15 protein-coding genes, 1 tRNA gene and 2 rRNA genes are annotated in these 20,576 nt (G+C 27.5%); 7 read left to right on the top strand and 11 right to left on the bottom strand.

Going from position 1 to position 20,576, the window contains the following annotated elements; translation table 4 throughout:
• Positions 1-25 precede the first annotated feature (25 nt).
• On the bottom strand, positions 26-1,258 hold the full coding sequence (arcA, locus tag ACWXVP_RS02420; protein WP_438340628.1) for an arginine deiminase: 1,233 nt from the start codon (positions 1,256-1,258) through the stop codon (positions 26-28).
• Between the two features lie 337 nt (positions 1,259-1,595).
• Here arcA and rpoE point away from each other — a divergent pair, with 337 nt between their 5' ends.
• The 4 genes from rpoE to ACWXVP_RS02400 all read left to right on the top strand — a co-directional run bounded on the left by rpoE (position 1,596) and on the right by ACWXVP_RS02400 (position 4,259).
• Positions 1,596-1,865 carry a DNA-directed RNA polymerase subunit delta gene (rpoE, locus tag ACWXVP_RS02415; protein ID WP_438340627.1) on the top strand — a complete coding sequence of 90 codons (270 nt, stop codon included), beginning with the start codon at positions 1,596-1,598 and terminating at the stop codon, positions 1,863-1,865.
• 30 nt (positions 1,866-1,895) lie between these two features.
• Positions 1,896-2,738 (top strand): class II fructose-bisphosphate aldolase, encoded by an 843-nt coding sequence (locus tag ACWXVP_RS02410; RefSeq protein ID WP_456012909.1) that lies wholly within the window; start codon positions 1,896-1,898, stop codon positions 2,736-2,738.
• Positions 2,738-4,084: a thermonuclease family protein gene (locus tag ACWXVP_RS02405; RefSeq protein ID WP_456012907.1), complete on the top strand. Its 1,347-nt coding sequence runs from the start codon at positions 2,738-2,740 to the stop codon at positions 4,082-4,084. The genes ACWXVP_RS02410 and ACWXVP_RS02405 overlap by 1 nt, the downstream gene beginning before the upstream one ends.
• Before the next feature lie 81 nt (positions 4,085-4,165).
• Positions 4,166-4,259: transfer RNA gene (locus ACWXVP_RS02400), tRNA-Ser, on the top strand.
• A gap of 84 nt (positions 4,260-4,343) precedes the next feature.
• On the opposite strand, the gene argS is transcribed toward ACWXVP_RS02400, so the two are convergent.
• Complete coding sequence (argS, locus tag ACWXVP_RS02395) at positions 4,344-5,969, bottom strand: arginine--tRNA ligase (RefSeq protein WP_456012906.1); 1,626 nt, start codon at positions 5,967-5,969, stop codon at positions 4,344-4,346.
• Positions 5,970-6,036: 67 nt separating this feature from the next.
• On the opposite strand from argS, the gene ACWXVP_RS02390 reads away from it, so the two are divergent.
• Positions 6,037-7,245 carry a class I tRNA ligase family protein gene (locus ACWXVP_RS02390; RefSeq protein WP_456012904.1) on the top strand — a complete coding sequence of 403 codons (1,209 nt, stop codon included), beginning with the start codon at positions 6,037-6,039 and terminating at the stop codon, positions 7,243-7,245.
• Positions 7,245-7,943, top strand: coding sequence for a 23S rRNA (guanosine(2251)-2'-O)-methyltransferase RlmB (rlmB, locus tag ACWXVP_RS02385; RefSeq protein ID WP_456012902.1), 699 nt, complete (start codon positions 7,245-7,247; stop codon positions 7,941-7,943). Before ACWXVP_RS02390 ends, rlmB begins: the two co-directional genes overlap by 1 nt.
• A 45-nt stretch (positions 7,944-7,988) precedes the next feature.
• On the opposite strand, the gene arcC is transcribed toward rlmB, so the two are convergent.
• The 4 genes from arcC to ACWXVP_RS02365 form a co-directional block, all read right to left on the bottom strand.
• Complete coding sequence (arcC, locus tag ACWXVP_RS02380) at positions 7,989-8,924, bottom strand: carbamate kinase (protein ID WP_438340621.1); 936 nt, start codon at positions 8,922-8,924, stop codon at positions 7,989-7,991.
• Between the two features lie 2 nt (positions 8,925-8,926).
• Positions 8,927-9,970, bottom strand: a complete 1,044-nt coding sequence (argF, locus tag ACWXVP_RS02375) for an ornithine carbamoyltransferase (protein ID WP_455966463.1) — start codon at positions 9,968-9,970, stop codon at positions 8,927-8,929.
• Positions 9,971-10,217: 247 nt separating this feature from the next.
• Entirely contained in the window at positions 10,218-10,697 is a 480-nt protein-coding gene (locus ACWXVP_RS02370) for a large conductance mechanosensitive channel protein MscL (RefSeq protein WP_444704993.1), read from the bottom strand.
• A complete protein-coding gene (locus ACWXVP_RS02365) occupies positions 10,690-11,136 on the bottom strand; it encodes a hypothetical protein (RefSeq protein WP_438340618.1) in 447 nt (148 codons plus the stop codon). Before ACWXVP_RS02365 ends, ACWXVP_RS02370 begins: the two co-directional genes overlap by 8 nt.
• A gap of 115 nt (positions 11,137-11,251) precedes the next feature.
• Here ACWXVP_RS02365 and ACWXVP_RS02360 point away from each other — a divergent pair, with 115 nt between their 5' ends.
• Complete coding sequence (locus tag ACWXVP_RS02360) at positions 11,252-13,099, top strand: ribonuclease J (protein ID WP_456012901.1); 1,848 nt, start codon at positions 11,252-11,254, stop codon at positions 13,097-13,099.
• A gap of 6 nt (positions 13,100-13,105) precedes the next feature.
• On the opposite strand, the gene recO is transcribed toward ACWXVP_RS02360, so the two are convergent.
• The 5 genes from recO to ACWXVP_RS02335 form a co-directional block, all read right to left on the bottom strand.
• Complete coding sequence (recO, locus tag ACWXVP_RS02355; RefSeq protein ID WP_456012899.1) at positions 13,106-13,771, bottom strand: DNA repair protein RecO; 666 nt, start codon at positions 13,769-13,771, stop codon at positions 13,106-13,108.
• A 40-nt stretch (positions 13,772-13,811) separates the two neighbouring features.
• Positions 13,812-13,915, bottom strand: a 5S ribosomal RNA gene (rrf, locus tag ACWXVP_RS02350).
• 626 nt (positions 13,916-14,541) lie between these two features.
• Positions 14,542-17,055 carry a hypothetical protein gene (locus ACWXVP_RS02345; protein ID WP_456012897.1) on the bottom strand — a complete coding sequence of 838 codons (2,514 nt, stop codon included), beginning with the start codon at positions 17,053-17,055 and terminating at the stop codon, positions 14,542-14,544.
• Positions 17,056-17,447: 392 nt separating this feature from the next.
• A 5S ribosomal RNA gene (rrf, locus tag ACWXVP_RS02340) occupies positions 17,448-17,551 on the bottom strand.
• A 328-nt stretch (positions 17,552-17,879) separates the two neighbouring features.
• Positions 17,880-20,471, bottom strand: coding sequence for a hypothetical protein (locus tag ACWXVP_RS02335; protein ID WP_456012896.1), 2,592 nt, complete (start codon positions 20,469-20,471; stop codon positions 17,880-17,882).
• Between the last annotated feature and the right edge of the window lie 105 nt (positions 20,472-20,576).

Raw genomic sequence — 20,576 nt, 5'->3', positions numbered from 1 at the left:
AAAATTCAATAATTTTAGATAGTTACTATCACATAACATCTTTACGTGATAAAGGCATTGACATGCAACGTGCATTACCCATACCTAATGATAATTGGTTACCATGGAATGGAAGAACCTTGATTCCAGCAGCTTCTAAGGCAGCGTTTGTCTTTTCGTTACGTGAATAACCAATAACAACACCTGGTCTAATTGCTAGATAGTTTGTACCATCAAAGTGAGTTTCTCTTTCAATTTCCATTTGTGAAGCACCTTCACCAGCAATTGGAATTAAGATAGGTTTTTTGTTAATAATTGATTCTAATAATTGTTCTAGTGGTAAACCATTTTCCATTGGTTGTGGTTCTTCTCCGCCATTTACTAAATCATAGTCTCAGAATTTAAATACATCATTAGCAATAGGCGAGTATAGGAATTTATCCTTGTCCAACATTGTTAGTCATGTGTCTAAGTGCATCAAGTTTGTTCATTTAGGAACATTGATTGCAACAATACGTTTGAATTCACATTCTTTATTAGCAACAATATTCTTAGCTAACAAGGTTATTGTTTGTAAATCGGTTCTTTCTGAAACACCAACTACTAAGGTTTCGTTGTTGTAGATAAATACGTCTCCACCTTCGATTGATAATTTTAGAGATGGGTCGTAGTATCATGGTGTGTTTACAAGTTTAGGGTGATTTGAAAATACAAACCTTGAGAATAATGTTTCACGTTGTCTAACTTTGTAACGCATGTAGTGAATTGTTACACCATTACCAACTGATGCAAATGGGTCACGGGTAAAGTATAGGTTTGGCATTGGGTCAACGATTAATTCGTGATCTGCTTCAATACCTAAATCATACTTGGTGATTCCAGCCATCATAATTTCAACTAATTCTCTTGATGACATTTTTGATTTTAAGAAGTTTCTTACAACCATTTTGTGTTCTTCTGAAAGAACAGGTTCTGAGTCTTCTAAAAATTCTTCAATTAATTTGTCTTTAGCTTCTTGTGATGCTAAATCATATGTTTCTGCAACTAAATCAGTTAGTTCAACAACATTAATGTCGTTGGCTTTTAATTCTGATACAAATTGTTTGTGTTCTTTTCTTGCATCATGACTTTCTAAGATAGCTGAGAATAATAATTCATCTAGTCTAGCTGGTGTAATGTAGTCAATTTCACGCCCTGGTTCGTGAACTAAAACCGATTCTAATTCTCCGATTTCTGAATAAACGTGAATTCCTTTAAATTTACTGTCAAATACAGACATTTGTTTCCCTTTCAAATAAGTGATGTTATTTAGCGTATAAAAAAGTGCAAATAAATGCTCTATTTATACAATATTAATTATACTACACTTTTATTTTTTGGGTTTTTATACTAATTTAAACTAAAAAATAAAAAATAATAAAATAAAATAAGAGATTTGAGACTTGACAATGCCGGAATTTTTAAGTTTTTAGACCTTATTATTAGTTGAAAAAATAGAGTTTTTTTAACATTTCATATTTTTAAAATTCCTAATAAATTTAAATAATAAGTATTTATAATTATAATATATTTAATACTAAGGTAAAATATATACTTATTGTAAATAAAGAGGTTATATGACAGAAGAAAAAGAATATAAAACATTACTTGATATTACTGAAGAAATTCTAAATGAAAAACAAAATTTAGATTTCTATAATTTATTTAATTCAATACAAAAAATTCTATTAGAAAGATGAAGAAGTGAAAGTATTGATACTAGTACTGATGAAGAAATTTTACTAAAAAAACGCGGGGAATTATACCGTTTACTAACTGTAGATGGAAGATTCTTTCACAATGCCGATGGAACATGAACAACAATTAGACCTGACTATAAAAACTAAACTTATTTTGTTTGGTTTTTTATTTTGTTTATGATAGTTAATGCAAAAGAATTATTAAAAAAAGCATATAAAAACAAAGATGTTGTGTTCCATATTAATATTAACAATTTAGAATGAGCTAAGCAAGTTTTGCTTGCTGCTAACAATGCGAATAAGCCGATTATTTTGGGGGTGAGTTCATCTGCTGCTGAATATTTTGGCGGTTACAATGTTTGCTATAGTGTCGTGAATTCTTTAATACAGGATTTAAAAATAACAATTCCCGTTTGTCTTCATTTAGATCACGGAACATATAACGATTGTATTAAAGCAATCGATGCAAATTTTTCATCTATAATGTTTGACGGAAGTAAATTACCATTTCTTGAAAATCTCAATATAACAAAAAAACTTTATAAAATATGCCAGAAAAAAAATATTTCACTTGAGTGTGAAATTGGGAGAATAGGAGGAACGGAGGATGGTATCGTCAGTGACGTTGTATATACAAAAATTGAAGAAGCGATTGAGTTTAAAAATGTGGGTATTGATATGCTTGCTATTGGTATTGGCAATATTCATGGGGAATATCCAAAAAATTGAAAAGGTATAAACTTCGAATTACTAAATCAACTAAATCAAGCTCTTCAAATGCCGCTTGTCTTACATGGCGGTTCGGGAATTAGTGATGTAGATATCAAAAAATGCATTCAAAATGGCATTGCAAAAATTAATATAAATACCGAATTACAAATAGAGAATGCAAAGGCACTTGAACACTTTCTTAAAAACAATAATATAATGGAAAACAAAAACTATAATCCGAGAAAACTTTATAAAAATAGTAATATGGCTATTTACAATAAAGCATTGGAGATATTAACCAAATACTAATGAAAAAAAATATAAAAAGATTTTTATTATCAAGTCTAATAGCTCCTAGCCTTCCGATAGCTAGCTATATGCTAGTTCAATGCACAATAGAAAAAAATAACGATACACAGAAACTATTAAGAAAAATAACCGAATATAAAAATACAATTAGTAAAAATGTCATAGATTTAAAGTTATGTAATGAGATTGCAGACATTACAAACGAGGATTCAAAAAGCTATTCAAGAAAAAAAGATCAAACCTTTTTAAAGCAACTAATAATTATTCTAGAAGACATAAAAAAATTTCCCATAAATAATCAAGCATTACCAATAAATATTGATAAATTAGCGAATAAATTAAAAGTAATAAATGAAATTTGAATTTCTATCCTCAATAAGCATAGCCTATTAAATAAGAAAGAACACAGCCAAATAACTACAGCGTTTTTAAAAATTAGATCTTTGCTTTCCTTTAAGAAGGTTATTGATACAGAAGTCTTTGACTCAATAATTAAAAAATTCATTATTTTAGCTAAAAAAATAAGAAAAACTTATACAAAAAAACTTTCACAATGAAGCGAACAAGAAATATCGTTATTAAAATTCTTATTTAAAGATTTCCAAATTAATGATAATAAAATAAATAATGGTGACCTTGATGAAATTTTTAATAACGATTCCAAAATAGATAGCAACGAGAATAGCCAAGATAAAAAAGATATAAGTGCAGAAGATAGCAAAGACAAAGAAATATACCTAACTAGTAAATCTATTTATGTTAATAACAAAGAATACCTTCTATCTAATGATTTTAGAGAAAACAATGCCACCGAAGTATCTGCTTTTAAGATAAATGATGGTGATACTGCTGAATTAAAAAACATAAAAAATAATAAAACTTTTAGATTCAGGTTTTCTGGTATCGATACACCAGAAACATGAAAAAAAGTAGGGCAAAAATTTGAACCAACAGTTGGGTTACAATTTAAATATGGTAAGATTGCAAAAAACTTTACAACAAGAAATCTTCTTGAAGCAAAAAAAATTTGAGTAATTCCCCAAACAACAATTAGTGACCAAAATAAGGATGAAAATAAGAAATTCTTTGATGCTTATGGTCGAATTGTCGCAATAATTTTAGTTTATAAAAACGACGGTTCAATAATTTGCATCAATAAAGAACTCATAAAAAACGGCTTTAGCAAAGTTTCTTATATATCTCTTGATAAAAGAAGCAAATATTACACAAAAAATGAAAACTTTTATTTTTGATTAAAGAATAATGAAAAGGAAGCAAGATACCAAAAATTGGGAATATGGTCAGATAATATTAAGGAAATTTATCCTCCAAAAAGAATAAAATAATAAATATTTACTTGTCTTCCTTATTATTTCACATAAATTAACTTATATTAGTATATAATTAACAATGCTTAAAATAGGTATGGGTAAGTACTCAAGTGGTCGAAGAGGCGGTCCTGCTAAGACTGTAGGGGTGTATAAAGCACCCGCGGAGGTTCAAATCCTCTCTTACCCGCCATTTTTTATTTATTCTTTTGACCTCTAGAAGCAATAAAAAAACACCAATCAAGTGGTGTTAAATAATTATATTTTAGAACAAAAGCTACATTTTTTCAGGAGTTTCTAAATCCATTAACTTCATCGCATCAAATAAAACTATTTTAATAGCTTTAACTAAAGCCACATAGCTTTCCTCGTTTTGAGATCCAATAACCTTAACATTTGAATAAAATGAATTAAATGCTCTAGCCAATTTTAGTAAATATGGTGGCAATAAATTAACCTTGTATGTTTTAGCCATTGTACTAATTAAGTCTGGATATTCCTTCAATTGAGCTACTAATTTTTGTGAAAATTCATCCGTTAGATTGGTTGCTATAGGGTTAACATAATTAAATTTTTGCAATAATTGAGCACAACGAGCATGAGCATATTTAATAATATACATCGAATTGGATTCATCTGTACTTGTAACTTTTTTAATATCAAAATCAATTTTTGAATTGTATGATCTTTCAATCAAGAAAAATCTAATTGCATCCTTGCCAACTTCATTCATTAATTCTCTTAATGTTAAAGACGTTCCCAAACGTTTAGACATTTTAATTTCTTTGCCGTCTTTCATAACTCTTATTAGTTGGAATAAGATAATTTCTAATTGATCTCTACGGTATCCTAGATCTTCAAACGCAAACTTGACACGTTCAACATAACCAGAGTGATCTGCTCCTCAAACATCAATAATAATTCCTTTTTCTGAGTCTTCAAGTTGTCTAAATTTTTGTTCATGATAAGCAATATCTGCACAAAGATAGGTTGAATCACCGTTTCTTTTAATAATAACTCTATCCTTATCATCTTTGCCACCACTTGTGGTTTTTAATCATGTTGCCCCATCTTTTACGTAGGTGGTTTTTAATCTTCTTATAGCAGGTCAAACCAAATCATTTTCATATTGCGCTTTTTCTGAAGTATATATATCAAATCACACACCAAATTTCTTTAGATCTTCTTCAATATTTTTTAGAGCAAATGTTCTACCAAAATCTCTAAATAATAATTCGATTTCAGGTGTATATTCTACACCCTTATATTTTTCGTTATGCATTTCATAAAATGCTTGTGCAAATTCTATAACATCACCACCGCGATAAGCATCTTCTGGTAGTTCATATGAAGGATTAAATATTTGTTGATATCTTGAATAAATTGATACTGCTAATTTATTCATTTGGTTACCATAATCATTTACCAAATATTCCCTAATAACTTGGTGTCCGGCTTTTTCTAGAATGTTGCATAGTGTAGCCCCAATTGCGGCATTTCTAGCATGACCAATATGTAGATAGCCAGTAGGGTTTGCAGATACAAATTCTACATTAATCTTTCCTTTTCCTTCTTTAGAAAGGCTTCCAAAATTTTTTCCAAGTTTATTGATTAAATTAACTGTATCTGCAAAAACTGAATTAGATACTCAAAAATTAATAAATCCAGGCTCTGCTATTTTAATTTCACTAATTTGACTAAATTTATTTAAATCAATATTTTTAACAATCTCTTGGGCAATTTCAATTGCCTTTTTGCCTAATTCTTTTTGCAATGTTAATGCAATATTGGTAGAATAATCTCCGTAGTTTTTAGCCTCCGTTAATACTACAGGTTTATTTATCTTTAATTTGTTCAATGCTTCTTTAATTGAACATATAATAATTTCTTTTGCCGATTCCATAATTTCCATAATTTATTATTATATAATAAATTGTTTATTTTAAGGATATATCATATATAATGTTTTCATGAAAAAATATTATTTATGTGGTCCAACAGTTTATAACTATCCTCATATTGGAAATATAAGACCATGTGTTACATTTGATATCCTTATAAGAGCCCAAAGATTTCTAGGAGAAGAAATATTTTATCTTAATAATATAACTGATATAGATGACAAAATTATTAAAAAGGCTATAGATGAAAACAAAAGTGAACTAGAAATAGCAAAAAAATATGAAGAATATTATCTTGATTTATTCAAATTGTTTAATCTTGAAATGCCAAATAAAATAGTCAGAGTTACTGATTCATTAAATGATATGTATGAATATATACAAAAAATGATAGATAAAAAAGCAGCATATAAAGTAGGCGGCAACGTTTTTTTTGATGTCTTAAAATTTAAGGAATTCTATGGTTCTGTTAGCAAACAAAAAATTGAAAATTTAATATTAGATGATGATAATAATGAATTAAATAAAAAAAATAAGCAAGACTTTGCTTTATGAAAGGAAACTAATATTGGTATAAAATTTGAAAGCCCTTTTGGCCCGGGACGTCCTGGTTGGCATACTGAATGTAGTTGTTTCATATCAAAATATTTCAAAGGCGAAACTATTGATATCCATGGTGGAGGTATTGATCTAATTTTTCCGCACCATGAAAATGAAAATATTCAACATTATTCGATATACAATAAGCCTCTTTCACACAACTGAATTCATTTTGGAACACTAAACTATAAGAATCAAAAAATGTCTAAGTCAATAGGAAATCTTATTTTTCCCCATGATTTTTTAAAAAAATACCATCCGGATACTTATAAGCTAATGATATTAAGTACCAATTATGCTAAGCCGATAAATGTTAGCGATGAATTATTTGATTCATTGCAGAAACTTATAAATAAGTTTATTGTCATTAATAATACTGTCCAATTAAAAAACAATACTTATAAAATTAATAAAAATAAAGTTGATGAAATAATTAAATTGTGCGCAAAATTGAATTTTGCGCAAGCAAATAAGGAAATAATACAACTTTCAAAAATAGAAGAAAACTTTAATACATTCCTAGAAATAATGAAAATTCTTGGTTTTAGTTTTACAAATAAAAAAATCAGTAGCAAAGACCTCGCTCTTTATAATCAATGACAAAAATTATTAGATGAAAAAAAATATATACAGGCCGATAATCTAAGAAAAATATTAAAGGATAAGAAATTAATATAATGAAGAACTTTATATATGGAAAAAATTCAGTCCTTGAAGCTATCGAAAATGATTTTCCTATTAAAAAGATATTTCTATTAAAGGGATTACAAAATAATAAAATTAAAGCCAAAAATATAACCTATCTACCAGCAAGTGAAATGAATAAGATAATCAATGGTAATCATCAAGGTTACATTGCAGAAATTGAAAGTTTTAATTATCATGATCTTGGTTCAATTTATAAGGATAAGGCTGAGTCGATTTTAATTTTAGATCATATACAAGATCCGCAAAACTTCGGAGCAATAATTCGTTCAGCTAATGTTTTTGGAATAAGACATATTATCATACCTAAAAACAGAAGTGTAGACATAACTCCGGCTGTTTTAAAAACCTCGTCCGGTGGATTTAAAAATATCAAAATCATCAAGGTTGCTAGCTTGTTTGAAGCTATTGAAAACCTAAAAAATAATGGTTTTTGAATATATGCAACAGCACTAGATAAAAAAGCCAAAACAATATCAAATACAAGTTTTAGCTTTCCTGTTGCCTTAATTATGGGTAATGAAGAAAGCGGAGTATCAAAAACATTACTAAAACATGCAGATGAAGTGATTTATATACAACAAGATTTTGATTCTGTTCAGTCATTAAATGTTTCTGCTGCTACCGCCATTTGTTTGTATGAATTGTACAATCAAAAAATAGCAAAATAAAATAGTTGGGATTGCGTCCCAACTTTTTTATATATAAATTTAAAATTAATTTAAAGTAACTTTTGTACCAATTTTTTCGGCAATAATGTCTTCTAAATCTTTTAAATCTCCGATGAATGCAGCCTTTCCGCCTTCTTCAACAAACTTAATAGCAGCTTGCACCTTTGGTAACATACTTCCAGGAGCAAATTGTTTTTCTTCGATGTATTTTTCAAGATCAGCTTTTGTTGCGTGTTTTAGATCTTTTTGTTCTGGTTTTCCGTAGTTTACTTTAACGTAGTCAACTGCAGTTAAAACAATGAAGTAATCTGCATTTGTTAAGGCAGCCATTTTTGCTAAAGCAAAATCCTTGTCAATAACTCCATCAACTCCATTGATAAAACCATTTTCATCCTTAACAGTAGGGATACCACCACCACCACCAACGATAACAGTAGCTCCAGCTTCAATAGCGTTCTTCATTTGGTTAATGCCAACAAAGTTAATTGGTTTTGGCGAAGCGACAACCTTTCTAAAACCACGTCCAGCATCTTCAACAATAACACTATTAGGATTAGCCATTTCTGCTTCTTCTCTTGTCATAAAGAAAGGACCAATAGGTTTTGTAGGATTTTTGAATGCAGGATCCATTGGATCTACTAAAGTTTGAGTCAATAGATATAGTACTTCTTTTTCTTCTAATCCCTCTTCCTTAAATGCATTGGTAATTGCATTAACCATATGGTATCCAATGTATCCTTGTGACATAGCGCCAGCTTCTGGTAAAGGAACTAATGGTGATTTAGGATTAACTGATGCAGCACTAACAAAACCATTGAAAATCATACCAACTTGTGGCCCATTTCCGTGGCCAACAATAACTTCATGGCCGGCCTTAACTAATTCAGCAATTTTTTTCGCAGGAATTTTAACTAATTCTTTTTGTTCTGCAGGATTATTTCCTAACGCATTCCCACCTAAGGCAATAACGATTCTACTCATAATTAATATCCTATTGTAGCTAGAATAACAGCCTTAATTGTGTGCATACGGTTTCCAGCTTGTTGAATTGATTTATTGTATTTTGATTGGAATACTTCGTCAGTAACTTCCATAGCTCCGGTTGCAACAACTGGGTATTTTTGTCCAAGTTTTTCTTTGATTTCTGATGAGAATAAAGTTTTATCATCATGGAATGCAGGTAAACAGTGCAAGAAAATAACACTTTCTTTTGCTGCTTTCATCATAGCCATATCAACTTGAAATGCACCAAGTTCTTGAATACGTGATTCAAATAGTTCAAATGGTTCACCTAATGATACTCAAACGTCTGTATAAATAGCATCAGCATTCATAGCAGCCTCAATCTTGTTATCTGAAAATGAAACTGATCCGCCGTTACGTTCAAAAAGCTTTTGAACAGCTTCATAAACATCTTTATGGTTTGGTCCGCTTTTAACAATTTCTCATTGTGATTTAGGACCACATAAAACAATATGAACACCAAAGAATGCAGCACCAATCATTAATGAACGAGCAACATTGTTTTTAATGTCACCTGCGAAAACAATTTTCTTTCCTCTTAGATCACCTACGAATTCCTTAAATGTTAAGTAGTCAGCTAACATTTGTGTTGGGTGTTCAGCATCGGTTAAACCATTTCAAACTGGAACACCTGAATATTTAGCAAGTGCTTCAACATCTGTTTGTTTAAAACCACGGAATTCAATACCATCATACATTTGGCCTAAAACCATAGCTGTATCTTCAACTGATTCTTTTTTACCAAAATTAGATCCTGTAGGTCCAATGTATGTACAGCTTGCCCCTAAATCAGCGGCAGCAACTTCGAATGCACAACGTGTTCTTGTTGAGTCTTTTTGGAACATAATAACAATGTTTTTTCCTGTTAAAGGACGATTGTTAGTATGTAGCCCTTGCATTTTAGCTTTCTTTAATTCTCAAGAAAGATCTAAAAGGTAATTGATTTCATCGGTTGTGAAGTTTAGAGCTGTATCTAAACTACGACCTTTTAAATTCATTGGCATATTATAAAATCTCCTATGTTTATTTGGTTATATATTTAATATTTTTAGATAGACTTTTTATAGTTTTTAAGTGTTTTTTGGTTATATAAAACACGCTAAAATTATAGCAATTTTTTTATTTTTTTAGATAGTTATAGCTTTATTTAGCCTAAAGTAAAAAATAAATGAAATTTAAAAAGAACAAAAAAATATAAGCTATTAAGCTTATACTCTATAAATCAGTAAATTGCAATTCAATTCTTAGGTTTTATTCTTGCACTAATTTCTCTTCATCACTCTTCTTATTTTTTGCAAGTTCAACATTAATCTTTTTAAGTTCTTCTAAAATTAGTTCCTCTGTAGTTAATGGTTTTGGCTCCTCAACTTCTTCAACTATTGGTAATTTTTTTGCTTTGTGATACTGAATGATATTCCTAATCAAATATACTAAAAATAAGCTTACAAATATAACCACTGTAACAATAAGAAACTGAATAAGTGCCGCAAGAAATTGACCAATAAGAATATTGCCGATTTTAATGTCCTTTACCTCGTTAACATTAAAAACAGAAGTAATAGCTGCAAGAATAACATCCTTAGCTAGCGAAGATATTACAGCGCCAAACGAGGTACCTAATAATAACCCTATGGCTAGCATTATCATATTTCCCCGCTTAACAACATTTTTAGCATCTTTGAATGCATTTTTTACATATTTCTTTTTTTCTTCAAATTCTTTTTTATTCATTTTGTTTTACTCTCTTTTTATATGAATTCTTATTGGCTATAATTGCTAAATTCCCTATAATTGATATAATTCAAAAAATAGGAAAAAGAGGAAAAATTGTTGATAAAAACAAAATAGTCTTCCCAAATTTATTAGTTTTTCATGGAGCAAATGAAAGAACAATAACATCTAATATTCAAGTTAAGATAGCACCCAATAAGGAAAAACCTAGAATAATAAATCATTTTAAATTTTCTTTGAGTAGATTAATAATATCATTGAGAAAATCATTTATTCCTTTATAGGCCTGGTTAACATCCGAACTCTCAAATTTGTTATTAACAGAACCAAGAAAATTAGACACTGATGTGTAAATAAAGTATCCAGAAATAATAAGACCTATAAAAACAAGAATCTTAAAAATAAATGAACTTATACTTATTTTTGCTTCGCTTTTCATTTTTTTTACTCCATTTTTAAAAAATATTAATAATGTATATAATTATATAAAGTATTATTTAATAATTCCTTTTTTTATAAAGTACACAAGATAATTTCATCTGGAGGGTTAAAATATGAAACCAACAAAAATATTTGGTTTAGGCGGAATGCAAGAAATTGGAAAAAGCACACTAATAATTGAATATGACCAACATATTTTTATTATTGATACCGGAATTAAGTTTTGCGATAGTTTTGTTACGGGGATTAACGGTTCAATTCCAGATTTTACTTATTTAGCTGAAAACCAGGATAGAATTGAAGGACTTTTCATAACACACGGGCATGAAGACCATATCGGTGGTGTTCCATATTTGGTTCAACAAGTAAATGTAAAAAGAATTTATGCCCCAAGAATTGCTATTCAATATCTAAAACTTAAGTTTTCTGATATGAAAATTAAGGTAAATGTCCAGTTTATTGAAATAAACCGAGATCTTGTGGCTGATTTTGGTGATTGTAGTGTTGATTGATGAACTGCTCAACATTCAATCCCTGACGCATTTGGTGTTAGAATCAAAACTCCAAATGGATCATTAATGATGACTGGTGATTTTAGATTCGATTATCGACCTATTGGCAATTTAACCGATTTCTCAAAACTAAAAAAGATTGGCGAAGAAGGGCTAGATGTCTTATTTTCGGATTCAACTAACGCCATGCGCCCTAACCATTCTCCATCAGAAAGCGATATATTAAAAGACATAAAAAAATATATGTTAGAAGCTGAAAAGAAAATCATCATTACGGCATTTGCATCAAATCTTACAAGAATAAAAGCAATCATTGAGCTCGGTGCTTCATTAGGCAAAAAAGTTATTGCTTTTGGTAGATCAATGATCGATAACATTGATATCGGTAGAAGATTAGGTTATATAAATGCGCCTGATGAAGTCTTTATAGATAAAAAAAGTCTTTCAAAATATAATGACAATGAATTACTAATTTTGACAACCGGTTCCCAAGGCGAAGAAATGGCGGGACTAGCCAAGATGTCATATGATAAACACCCAAATATATCAATCAAACCTAAGGACACAATAATTTTTTCATCTAGTCCAATACCAGGAAATAGATCTAAATGTGAGTTATTAGTTAATAGGTTATATAAACTAGGGGCAATTATAAGAGAAAATGGTGTTGATGGCTACTTACACACCTCAGGTCATGCATACCGTGATGAACATCGAAAGATATTTGAATTAACAAAACCAAAATATTTCATGCCATATCATGGTGAATTTAGAATGAGTGTGGTTCATGGCTATACAGCAATTGAATCAGGAATCAAACCAAATAACATTATTATTGCTAAGTTGGGGGACGTTTATTATTTACAAAACCATATGATTTCTTTATCAAATGAAAAAGTATATTTTGGTCCTGTATTTATAGATGGAAACATTCTATCAAAAACAAATTCACAAATCATGAAAGAAAGAATGGAATTGGGACAAAATGGTTTTGTCCATGTAATAATGGCTATTAATAAAGAAAAAAATATAATTCTTGGAAAGCCAAGAATCGTATCAAGAGGAGCATTTTTTGTTAAAAACTCATTGCAATTAGTAGAAGACGCAAAAAGACTTGTACACGGGGCGGTTTTATACACAATTAAAAATGAAAAAGATTGAACGATACCTAGAATTAAACAATTAATTATCGATAGACTTGACCCTTTCTTTTATAAAAGTAAAAGAAGAAATGTTGTTATTATTCCTACTATTCTTCTTGTTGATCAAGTTGAAATTAATAAACAAAAGATGCAGAAAGAAAATAATACTAAAAAATCAAGTCAAGTTGAAACTGAAAACAAAAATTCAAAACCAAAAAAAATAATAAGAAAAAACTCAACAAATAAAAAAAATAAACAAATTAAAAAAGAAAAACCTAAAAAAGTTGAAAAACCCCTTGAAGAATAGGGGTTTTTATATCATCGTTTTCAAAAAAGAAATAACCATATTTATTATTTGTATAACATTAATTTCATCAATATTACTCTTAAAATATTCAAAATCAGCTTCAATCCAATACAAACCTCTTAATAAATTTATATCCTTACTTTTTTGTGAGTGGTCTCGGCATAAAAAACCTCCCTTATAAAATTCAAAATCTACAATATGTTCTTTATCTCCACACTCTACACATGAGCTTAAATTTTGCCTATAACCAAACATATCTAAAAAAGCTAATAAGATATAAATAAAACTATGGTTTGGTTTTTTTTCAACATTTTCTAAAAAAACCCTATATCTAGCATATAAAAAATTATTGTTTTGCTTACCTGCTCGCTTTAAAAAGTAATGAACTTTATTAAATATATCTTGCAAGGTTTCTTGCAATGGAAAAAACGAAACTAGTGTTGCTCTTTTTAGTCTAGGCATGTTACTAACAAATTTCGATCTTATTAATTCAAAATTTACCAATCCTAATAATAATAAATTTCTTCTATTTTTGGATTCGACATTTTGTATTCCTTTGGCAAAAAAATAACAAACACCCGATTGTGTCAAAGCTTGAATGATAGCATCATTATCACCATGATTTATTATTTCTAGAACTATTCCCTCGGTCTCGAATTCTCTATTAACCATATAATATAATTTTACTTTCTATTTTTTAAAAAAATAAAATAAAAAGCAACGACCTATCTTCCCTTATGGTATTTTCGGCACGGAAGGTCTTAACTGCTGAGTTCGGAATGGAATCAGGTGGGCCCCTTCGTTATGGTTGCTGTAAATATAATTATATATTAAAAAAATTTTTTTATAATATTTTTTAATATTTTTTTAAAATTATTATTTTTATATCGATAAACTTGCTTTTTGAATTAGAAATTGCAAAACATGTTTGCACATTATTTTATAATAAAAATTAATTTTAATGTAAAAATAAAATTCATTATATCTAGATATGCTTTTTACTTATAAAAGTTTATTACCGCAAAAAAGTAACTTAATTTATATTCCCAATCAATATATCAAATCATCTTGCATAATTTTTAAAGCATAAGGGTTTGGATACAAAATGTTTCTATTTTTCTGCTATTGTTTTAACAAGATAGTCAATAAAGAATATTAAAAAATATATCTATAATATTTTTAATTGTATTTCATAAATAACCAAATATCTTATTTATGAAAATCCGCAAATTTCTTGTTCTAACTATGTTTCATTATTTTAACAATTAGCTTAATTAATATTATTCTAGTTTTTTAAAGCTTTGCATAATATCCTAACTTTATCTAATTATTCAAAACTATTTCTCTACTTACTAGAAACAAAATAATATTAAAAACCAGCCGTATAGCTAGTTTTATCTTTTTATTTAGTATGCTTGCTATATTTTAATATATATTAAAAATTACATTTTTTTATTCTTTCTATGGCGTTTAACCATATATCAAGTACCAACGCTTGCTCCTGCCAACGTTGGTATTACCACAAGTGGGGTTGCAATTGCGGCTACATTAACCTTAGATTTGCTATCTTTTTTAGAAATATCAGGTTTTTTAGGAATACTAGGGTTTTTCTCTTCTTCTTTTGGTTGATTCATTTTAGAATTATCTTTTTTTGGATCATCCTTCTTGTTGTTTTCTTGCTCAAGAATGGCCTTTTGAATTTGTAATTTTATGCTTCTTAATTCTTTTACATTTTTAGCTTTTTTAGCTAATTTTTCTAGCTCTTTTTTCTTTACATTTGAGTCACTTAATTTGTCTAATTCTTTATTAATTGTTTCAAACTCTTTGCTAAATTCTTTATTAGCTCTTTCAATAATATTACTTAATTTTTTAGGATCATCAAGGCCTTCTTTTAATTCTTTATCAAATTGAGATTTTATATCAGAACCTTCTAACTTATTAACAGCATCCACAGCATCTTTTTTTATCTTGGCATTATCCTGCGACTTTTTTTCTTGGGTTATTTCTTTTAATAAAAGCTTTAGCGCCTCAATGTTTTTTGCGCTGTCAATTCTTGCTTGGTAATCCTTTTTATCCAATAATTTATTATATATGTCTAATACTTTTTGCTTTTCAACATTATAAATGGCTTCTGCTTTCTCAGCAACACTGAGAAGCTTAGCTATATCACCTTTAGCATTAGCAAGTATTTTTTTAAATTCACCATATTGACTAGAACCTTCAAGTTGGTCAACTGCTTTTTGTGCTCTTTTAGTTAAATTAACCAAATCCTGTTCTTGCTTTTCAACTAATAAAATCTTTTGCAATTCATCTAACTTCGCTATATTGTTAGCATTATTAAATTTTTCAACAAAATCTTTTTTATCATCAAGGCTTTCCAAAATCTTGTTAACTTCTGTTTTTTTAGTAGTATATTCAAGATTTGCTTCTTTTATTAATTCTAAAAGTTTATCTATTTCCTCTTGTGATGCTTCTAATCTCATTTGATATTCATCATGCTTTGATGAACCAACTGTTTTATCAACTGCCTCTTTAGCATTTTTTCTTGCGTTTTGCAAATCCTCGTTTGCCCTAATTTTCTTAGCTTCCTCTGCAGTTTTTTTCAATTCTGCAATATTGTTTGATTTTTCTATTTTTTCAATATTTTCTCTTCTAACTTTTTCATCAAGAATAGAATTTACTATTCTAGTAGCATTTTCTTTTTCATTAATAAATTCATTATTGGCTTCTTCAAAAATAACAGTCAATTGTTCCAAAGTTAAATTTTGATTTGATAAACGCGTTTCAAAATCATCATGCATATCTGAGCCAAAAGTTTTTTTCACAACTGCTTCTGTGTCTTTTCTAAGCTCACTAATTTGCTGTTTAACAATCTCGCCATATACTCTTTGTAAAACTTTAACGTTTCATGCATTATCTATTTGCTCACGAAATCTCATTTTTTCTTTTAGTTTTTGGAATGATTCTTCTGCTTTACTTTTTAATGTATCATACACTTTTTCAGCATCATCTCTAAGTTTAATTAATTCTTCCATTGAGGTATTTTTTGTAACATTTAATGCTCGCTGTTTAATATCTTTTTCATATTCATCTGAGCCTTTCGCTCTAACGGCAGCTGTTAATGCTTCAAGTCTAATCTTGTCATTAATTAATTCCTTATCCACTTCTTTTGAAAGCTTATTAGCTATACTTTCTCCAGCGATGTTTCTTATTTCGGTAATAATTGGAATAATTTTTTTTAAGGTATTGACATACTGTGGAGAAGATGGATTTGTTCCATCTTCTACTTTTAATAAATCTATTATTTTAGTATCAATTTCCATATTTTTTTTATTATTTTTTAACAATTCAAGAGCTTCAAATTCAGCAATAACAACTCTAATAAAATACACATCATCATATTTGGAATCTAATTGGTTAAAAATAGTAAGTTTTCGAGGCTCTTCCTTTGCCTTTGAATCAGTATTAATATTTTGTTTTTTTATTTCCTCGTTAAGAAAAATTTCGTAATTAAACGAAGCTTGTTTAAATAAACGAATAAAATCTTTTCAAGATGACGACAAAAATGCGATATTATATTCTGAAAATTCGTTGTTAAGTTTATTATCTGGAACGAGATTTAATTCATCATTATATTTCTTATATGGTAATTCATCAATTTCAGCAGAATCATTAATTTTGAGCAATTTCTTCAAAACTTTATAGGCATGCAACAAGTTATATTGTGTTTTTAAAGTCATTGTAGAATAAAAAATATTTAAATCGTCCAAATTCTCGATTTCATCAGATGTTGGCTTATGAATTATTGAATTATCAAGAATATCAGTGGTCCTATCTTTTGCTTCTAAAATCTCTTGTTTATTTTGAACATCCTCACTCTGGCGACTAATTACGGCAGGGGTTGTTGGAATTAAAACGCTCGAAAACACATTCAACAATAAATTAAATAACCTCATAAAAAACACCTCATTTATTTTATGTTTAAATTTATTTAAAAATAACTAATTCCAAAATTTGAAAAATATTAACTTTTTTATAAAAAAATTTATTATTTTAAGAATTAAAATTAGTCTCGAATTAAATTAAAATTTACATGTTAACTGATTGATTTGTATTGCAAATATTCAAATCTATCTTATTTTAAGGACTTTTTTATTACATTAAAATGTGGAAATAACATTTTATATAATCAATCATTAACTATATTATATAGTAAATAGAATGAAATTACCAAAGTAATTAGTTATAACTTTTTTATATTTTTTTAAAACATGAAAATTATTATTTCATAAATTTATAAATATCAGTTTTTAGTTACCTACAATGCTTAAAGTAAAAAAGGAAATAAAAAAAGCAACGACCTATCTTCCCTTATGGTATTTTCGGCACGGAAGGTCTTAACTGCTGAGTTCGGAATGGAATCAGGTGGGCCCCTTCGTTATGGTTGCTATGTATATAATTATATACTAATTTTTTTTATATTCATTTTTTTTAAAAAAATATCCATTATGTAAATTCTCAATCATTTTACTATATTGCAATTCTCAAATCTCTTACTCAAAAAGCAAGTAGGAGATAAATTTACACAAAATTTACTACACTACCAGTTTTTCCTGATTACTGGTTTAATTTTTAAGTCTTAAAAATAAATTTGATATCATAAGCTTAATAAACATTTTTAAACTATAAAAGTGTTGCGATTTGATTGAGAATTAACAACTTTTTTAAAAATACAACACTTAAATATTTTATATTTAGGCGTTGTATTTAAATTTGCGATTTATTTATAGATTTTTAACTTAATAGGGTTGAAATTATAATTGGATTTTTTTACTTTTTCAATTAAGTAATTAATTTTATAGTTAATTCCAAATTTTCTATTGATATAGTCTCTTAGTTTGTCTATTATAATTTCATTAGAATCAATTTCTTTGAGAAAGTCGCTTTTAATATGATTCAAAAAATCAACAAAATCAATGTTGCTTTTTTCCTTGGTTTTATAATACATAATATCGCTTAATGCGTTTAATTTAATAATTGAATTGTCTTTTGATATTATGTCATTATAAAACTCGGCACTAAATCTAAATTCTAAAAGTTTATGATTAAAACCTTCATTGACAAGACTTGTTATGTTAAAAAAAGTTGATTTTATTTGCAAAAGAGCAGAATTTTTAAAATCGTTAATTAATTCTTTAGATATTCCATAAGTTTTATTTAAATAGTCAATACTGATATATGAATACTTGCTTTTATCTCATCTTATAATATCTAAATTTTGTTTAACTTTTTCAAATGATGCGTTTATAGCGTGCGTTTTTTCAGTTCTTTTATTTATGTTTAAAAAGTCTAAAACATCCTTAAAAGTAAAGACCTCAAAATCTTTTATAACATACCTGATAAAAGATGCTAAGCTCTTATAATTGCTTTTATATGCAAAATTATCATTTAAATTAAATCCTAATTTTTTGATCATAAAATCATTAACGGCATAATTTTGAGTTAAAAATGACTTAATAATCTTGATTAATGCTTCTTTAGTATACAAATCTTCTTTAGTTAACATTTTAAGTTTTTCAATATTTTCAACTGATATTTCTTGGTTATTTGAAACTTCCAAGTAGCCGTTTTTATCTAAAAATTTTTGCAGAAATGCATAGCAATTATTTCTTATTGAGTCAAAATTAAAACCCAATTGAGAGCAATACTTTTCTATAAAATTATCATATTTAATCGGTTGTCACATTTTTATATATTTATAAAGTTGTTGGTCCTCGGTTATATTTCCAAATTGCAAGTACGGCATTCTTTGAAGGATGCAATTTAACTCAATTATATTTCTTGACTTTAAATATTTTATTATACTGTGTAAATCATATTCATTTTTAATATCATATTGTTGCATTATTTCGGGATACTTTTGAATAAAATATTTCGTAGATATAATTATGTTATTCATTTGATTAAATTTAATGTGCTCAAAAAACTTATTAAAATCATATTTTGAAAAATTATAGAATCTATATCTTCTGTATAGATTCAGAATAAGATTATCCATTCTTCCTAAATTTGCTTCAAAAGTATGTAAAGTTAAGCCTTCCACCATATAATTATATCTATTATCCGAAAGGTCGAGATTTTTTAAAAATTCAAAATATTGAACTCATAAATATTTAATTGATAATGTTTCGTCTTTGCGCAAACTAATTATATGTTCCAAAACGGCAAGTTTATTAGCTCTTAGTATTTTTCCATCAACCTCAGTTAAATAATCATTGCTTTTTTCTAATATCTGTTTAATAATTATCTTGTAGCTTTCGGGAATGTTTTCGTCATTGAGTGCATAATATAATTCTTTTTTGACTGTTTTTTGATTTTTTATAGCTGATAGATATTGAATTTGTCTTTCAGTAAGGTCAAAGAACTGAATTAAATATTCCTTGCTAATAACGTAATTTTCAATTAAATGCAGATATTCATTTTCTGAAAATACTAAGTCATTTTTTTCAAGACATATCCTTAATGATTTATATTGAAATCTAAAGTCATTTAAATTCTTTAAATATTCCTTGTGTTTAAAGACTTTTTCTACTAATTCATTAGATTCAAAAAAAGATTTTTTTATCAGGCAAACTAGATCGCCTTCAATTTTATATTTGTCAGACATTTTTAAATAATTGTTAATATACTGTTTATAAATTGAAAAATTTTTTATAATCTCTTCGAATTTTTTTATATCGACATAACCACTTTGAATGCTTATATAAGATTGTATATATTCAGAAATTAGCATATTTGGATTAATTTTTATATGCTCTAAATTTGTTAATATAAAATTTATTAAATTATCATCTAACTCAATTTTTGTTTTGAATATTAAATTTCAAAGAATGTAAACTTCTTTACCTTTAGCATAAAGCAAATCATAATGTTCTTTAGTTTGAAGTTCTATTTTATTTAGCAAATTATTCATTTTTTTATTAAAGAATTTAGTATTTAGAGGATCATTAAGAGATCTTATTAATTCCGACAGATTGGTTATTTTACGTAATGAACAATGTTTACTTTCGTAATTTTCTGCGTTTATTAAATCATGTATTTTAAAATCATAATATATTTTAGATTCATATTCAAAAATACCTTCAGGACTTAAAAACATTAAAGGATTTAATCTTATTGCTTTCTTTTTTAATTCAATAATTTCCTGAATTTTATAATATTGCAAATCCAACTCATATATTTCGCTATCAAGAGTTTTTGCGAGATCATAAAGAGTTGTTATACCTTTGTCATTTAATAATTTGTAATTATCAAAATAATTAAGACTTTTTTTTAATTTTTTAAAAATTTTAATAGCGTTGATTTCTTTCATTTTTTTATTTTATATCTTTTTTATTTTATATCTTTAATATTTAAAAAATATCATTAATTGATCGCATTAAATCTATTTCTCTTTGTGAAATAAGACCAGTTTTAA

The organism is Mycoplasma sp. 1781 (assembly GCF_053851675.1).
The sequence above is the reverse complement of the archived record's forward strand: the minus strand, read 5'-3'. Positions and strand labels throughout refer to the sequence as shown.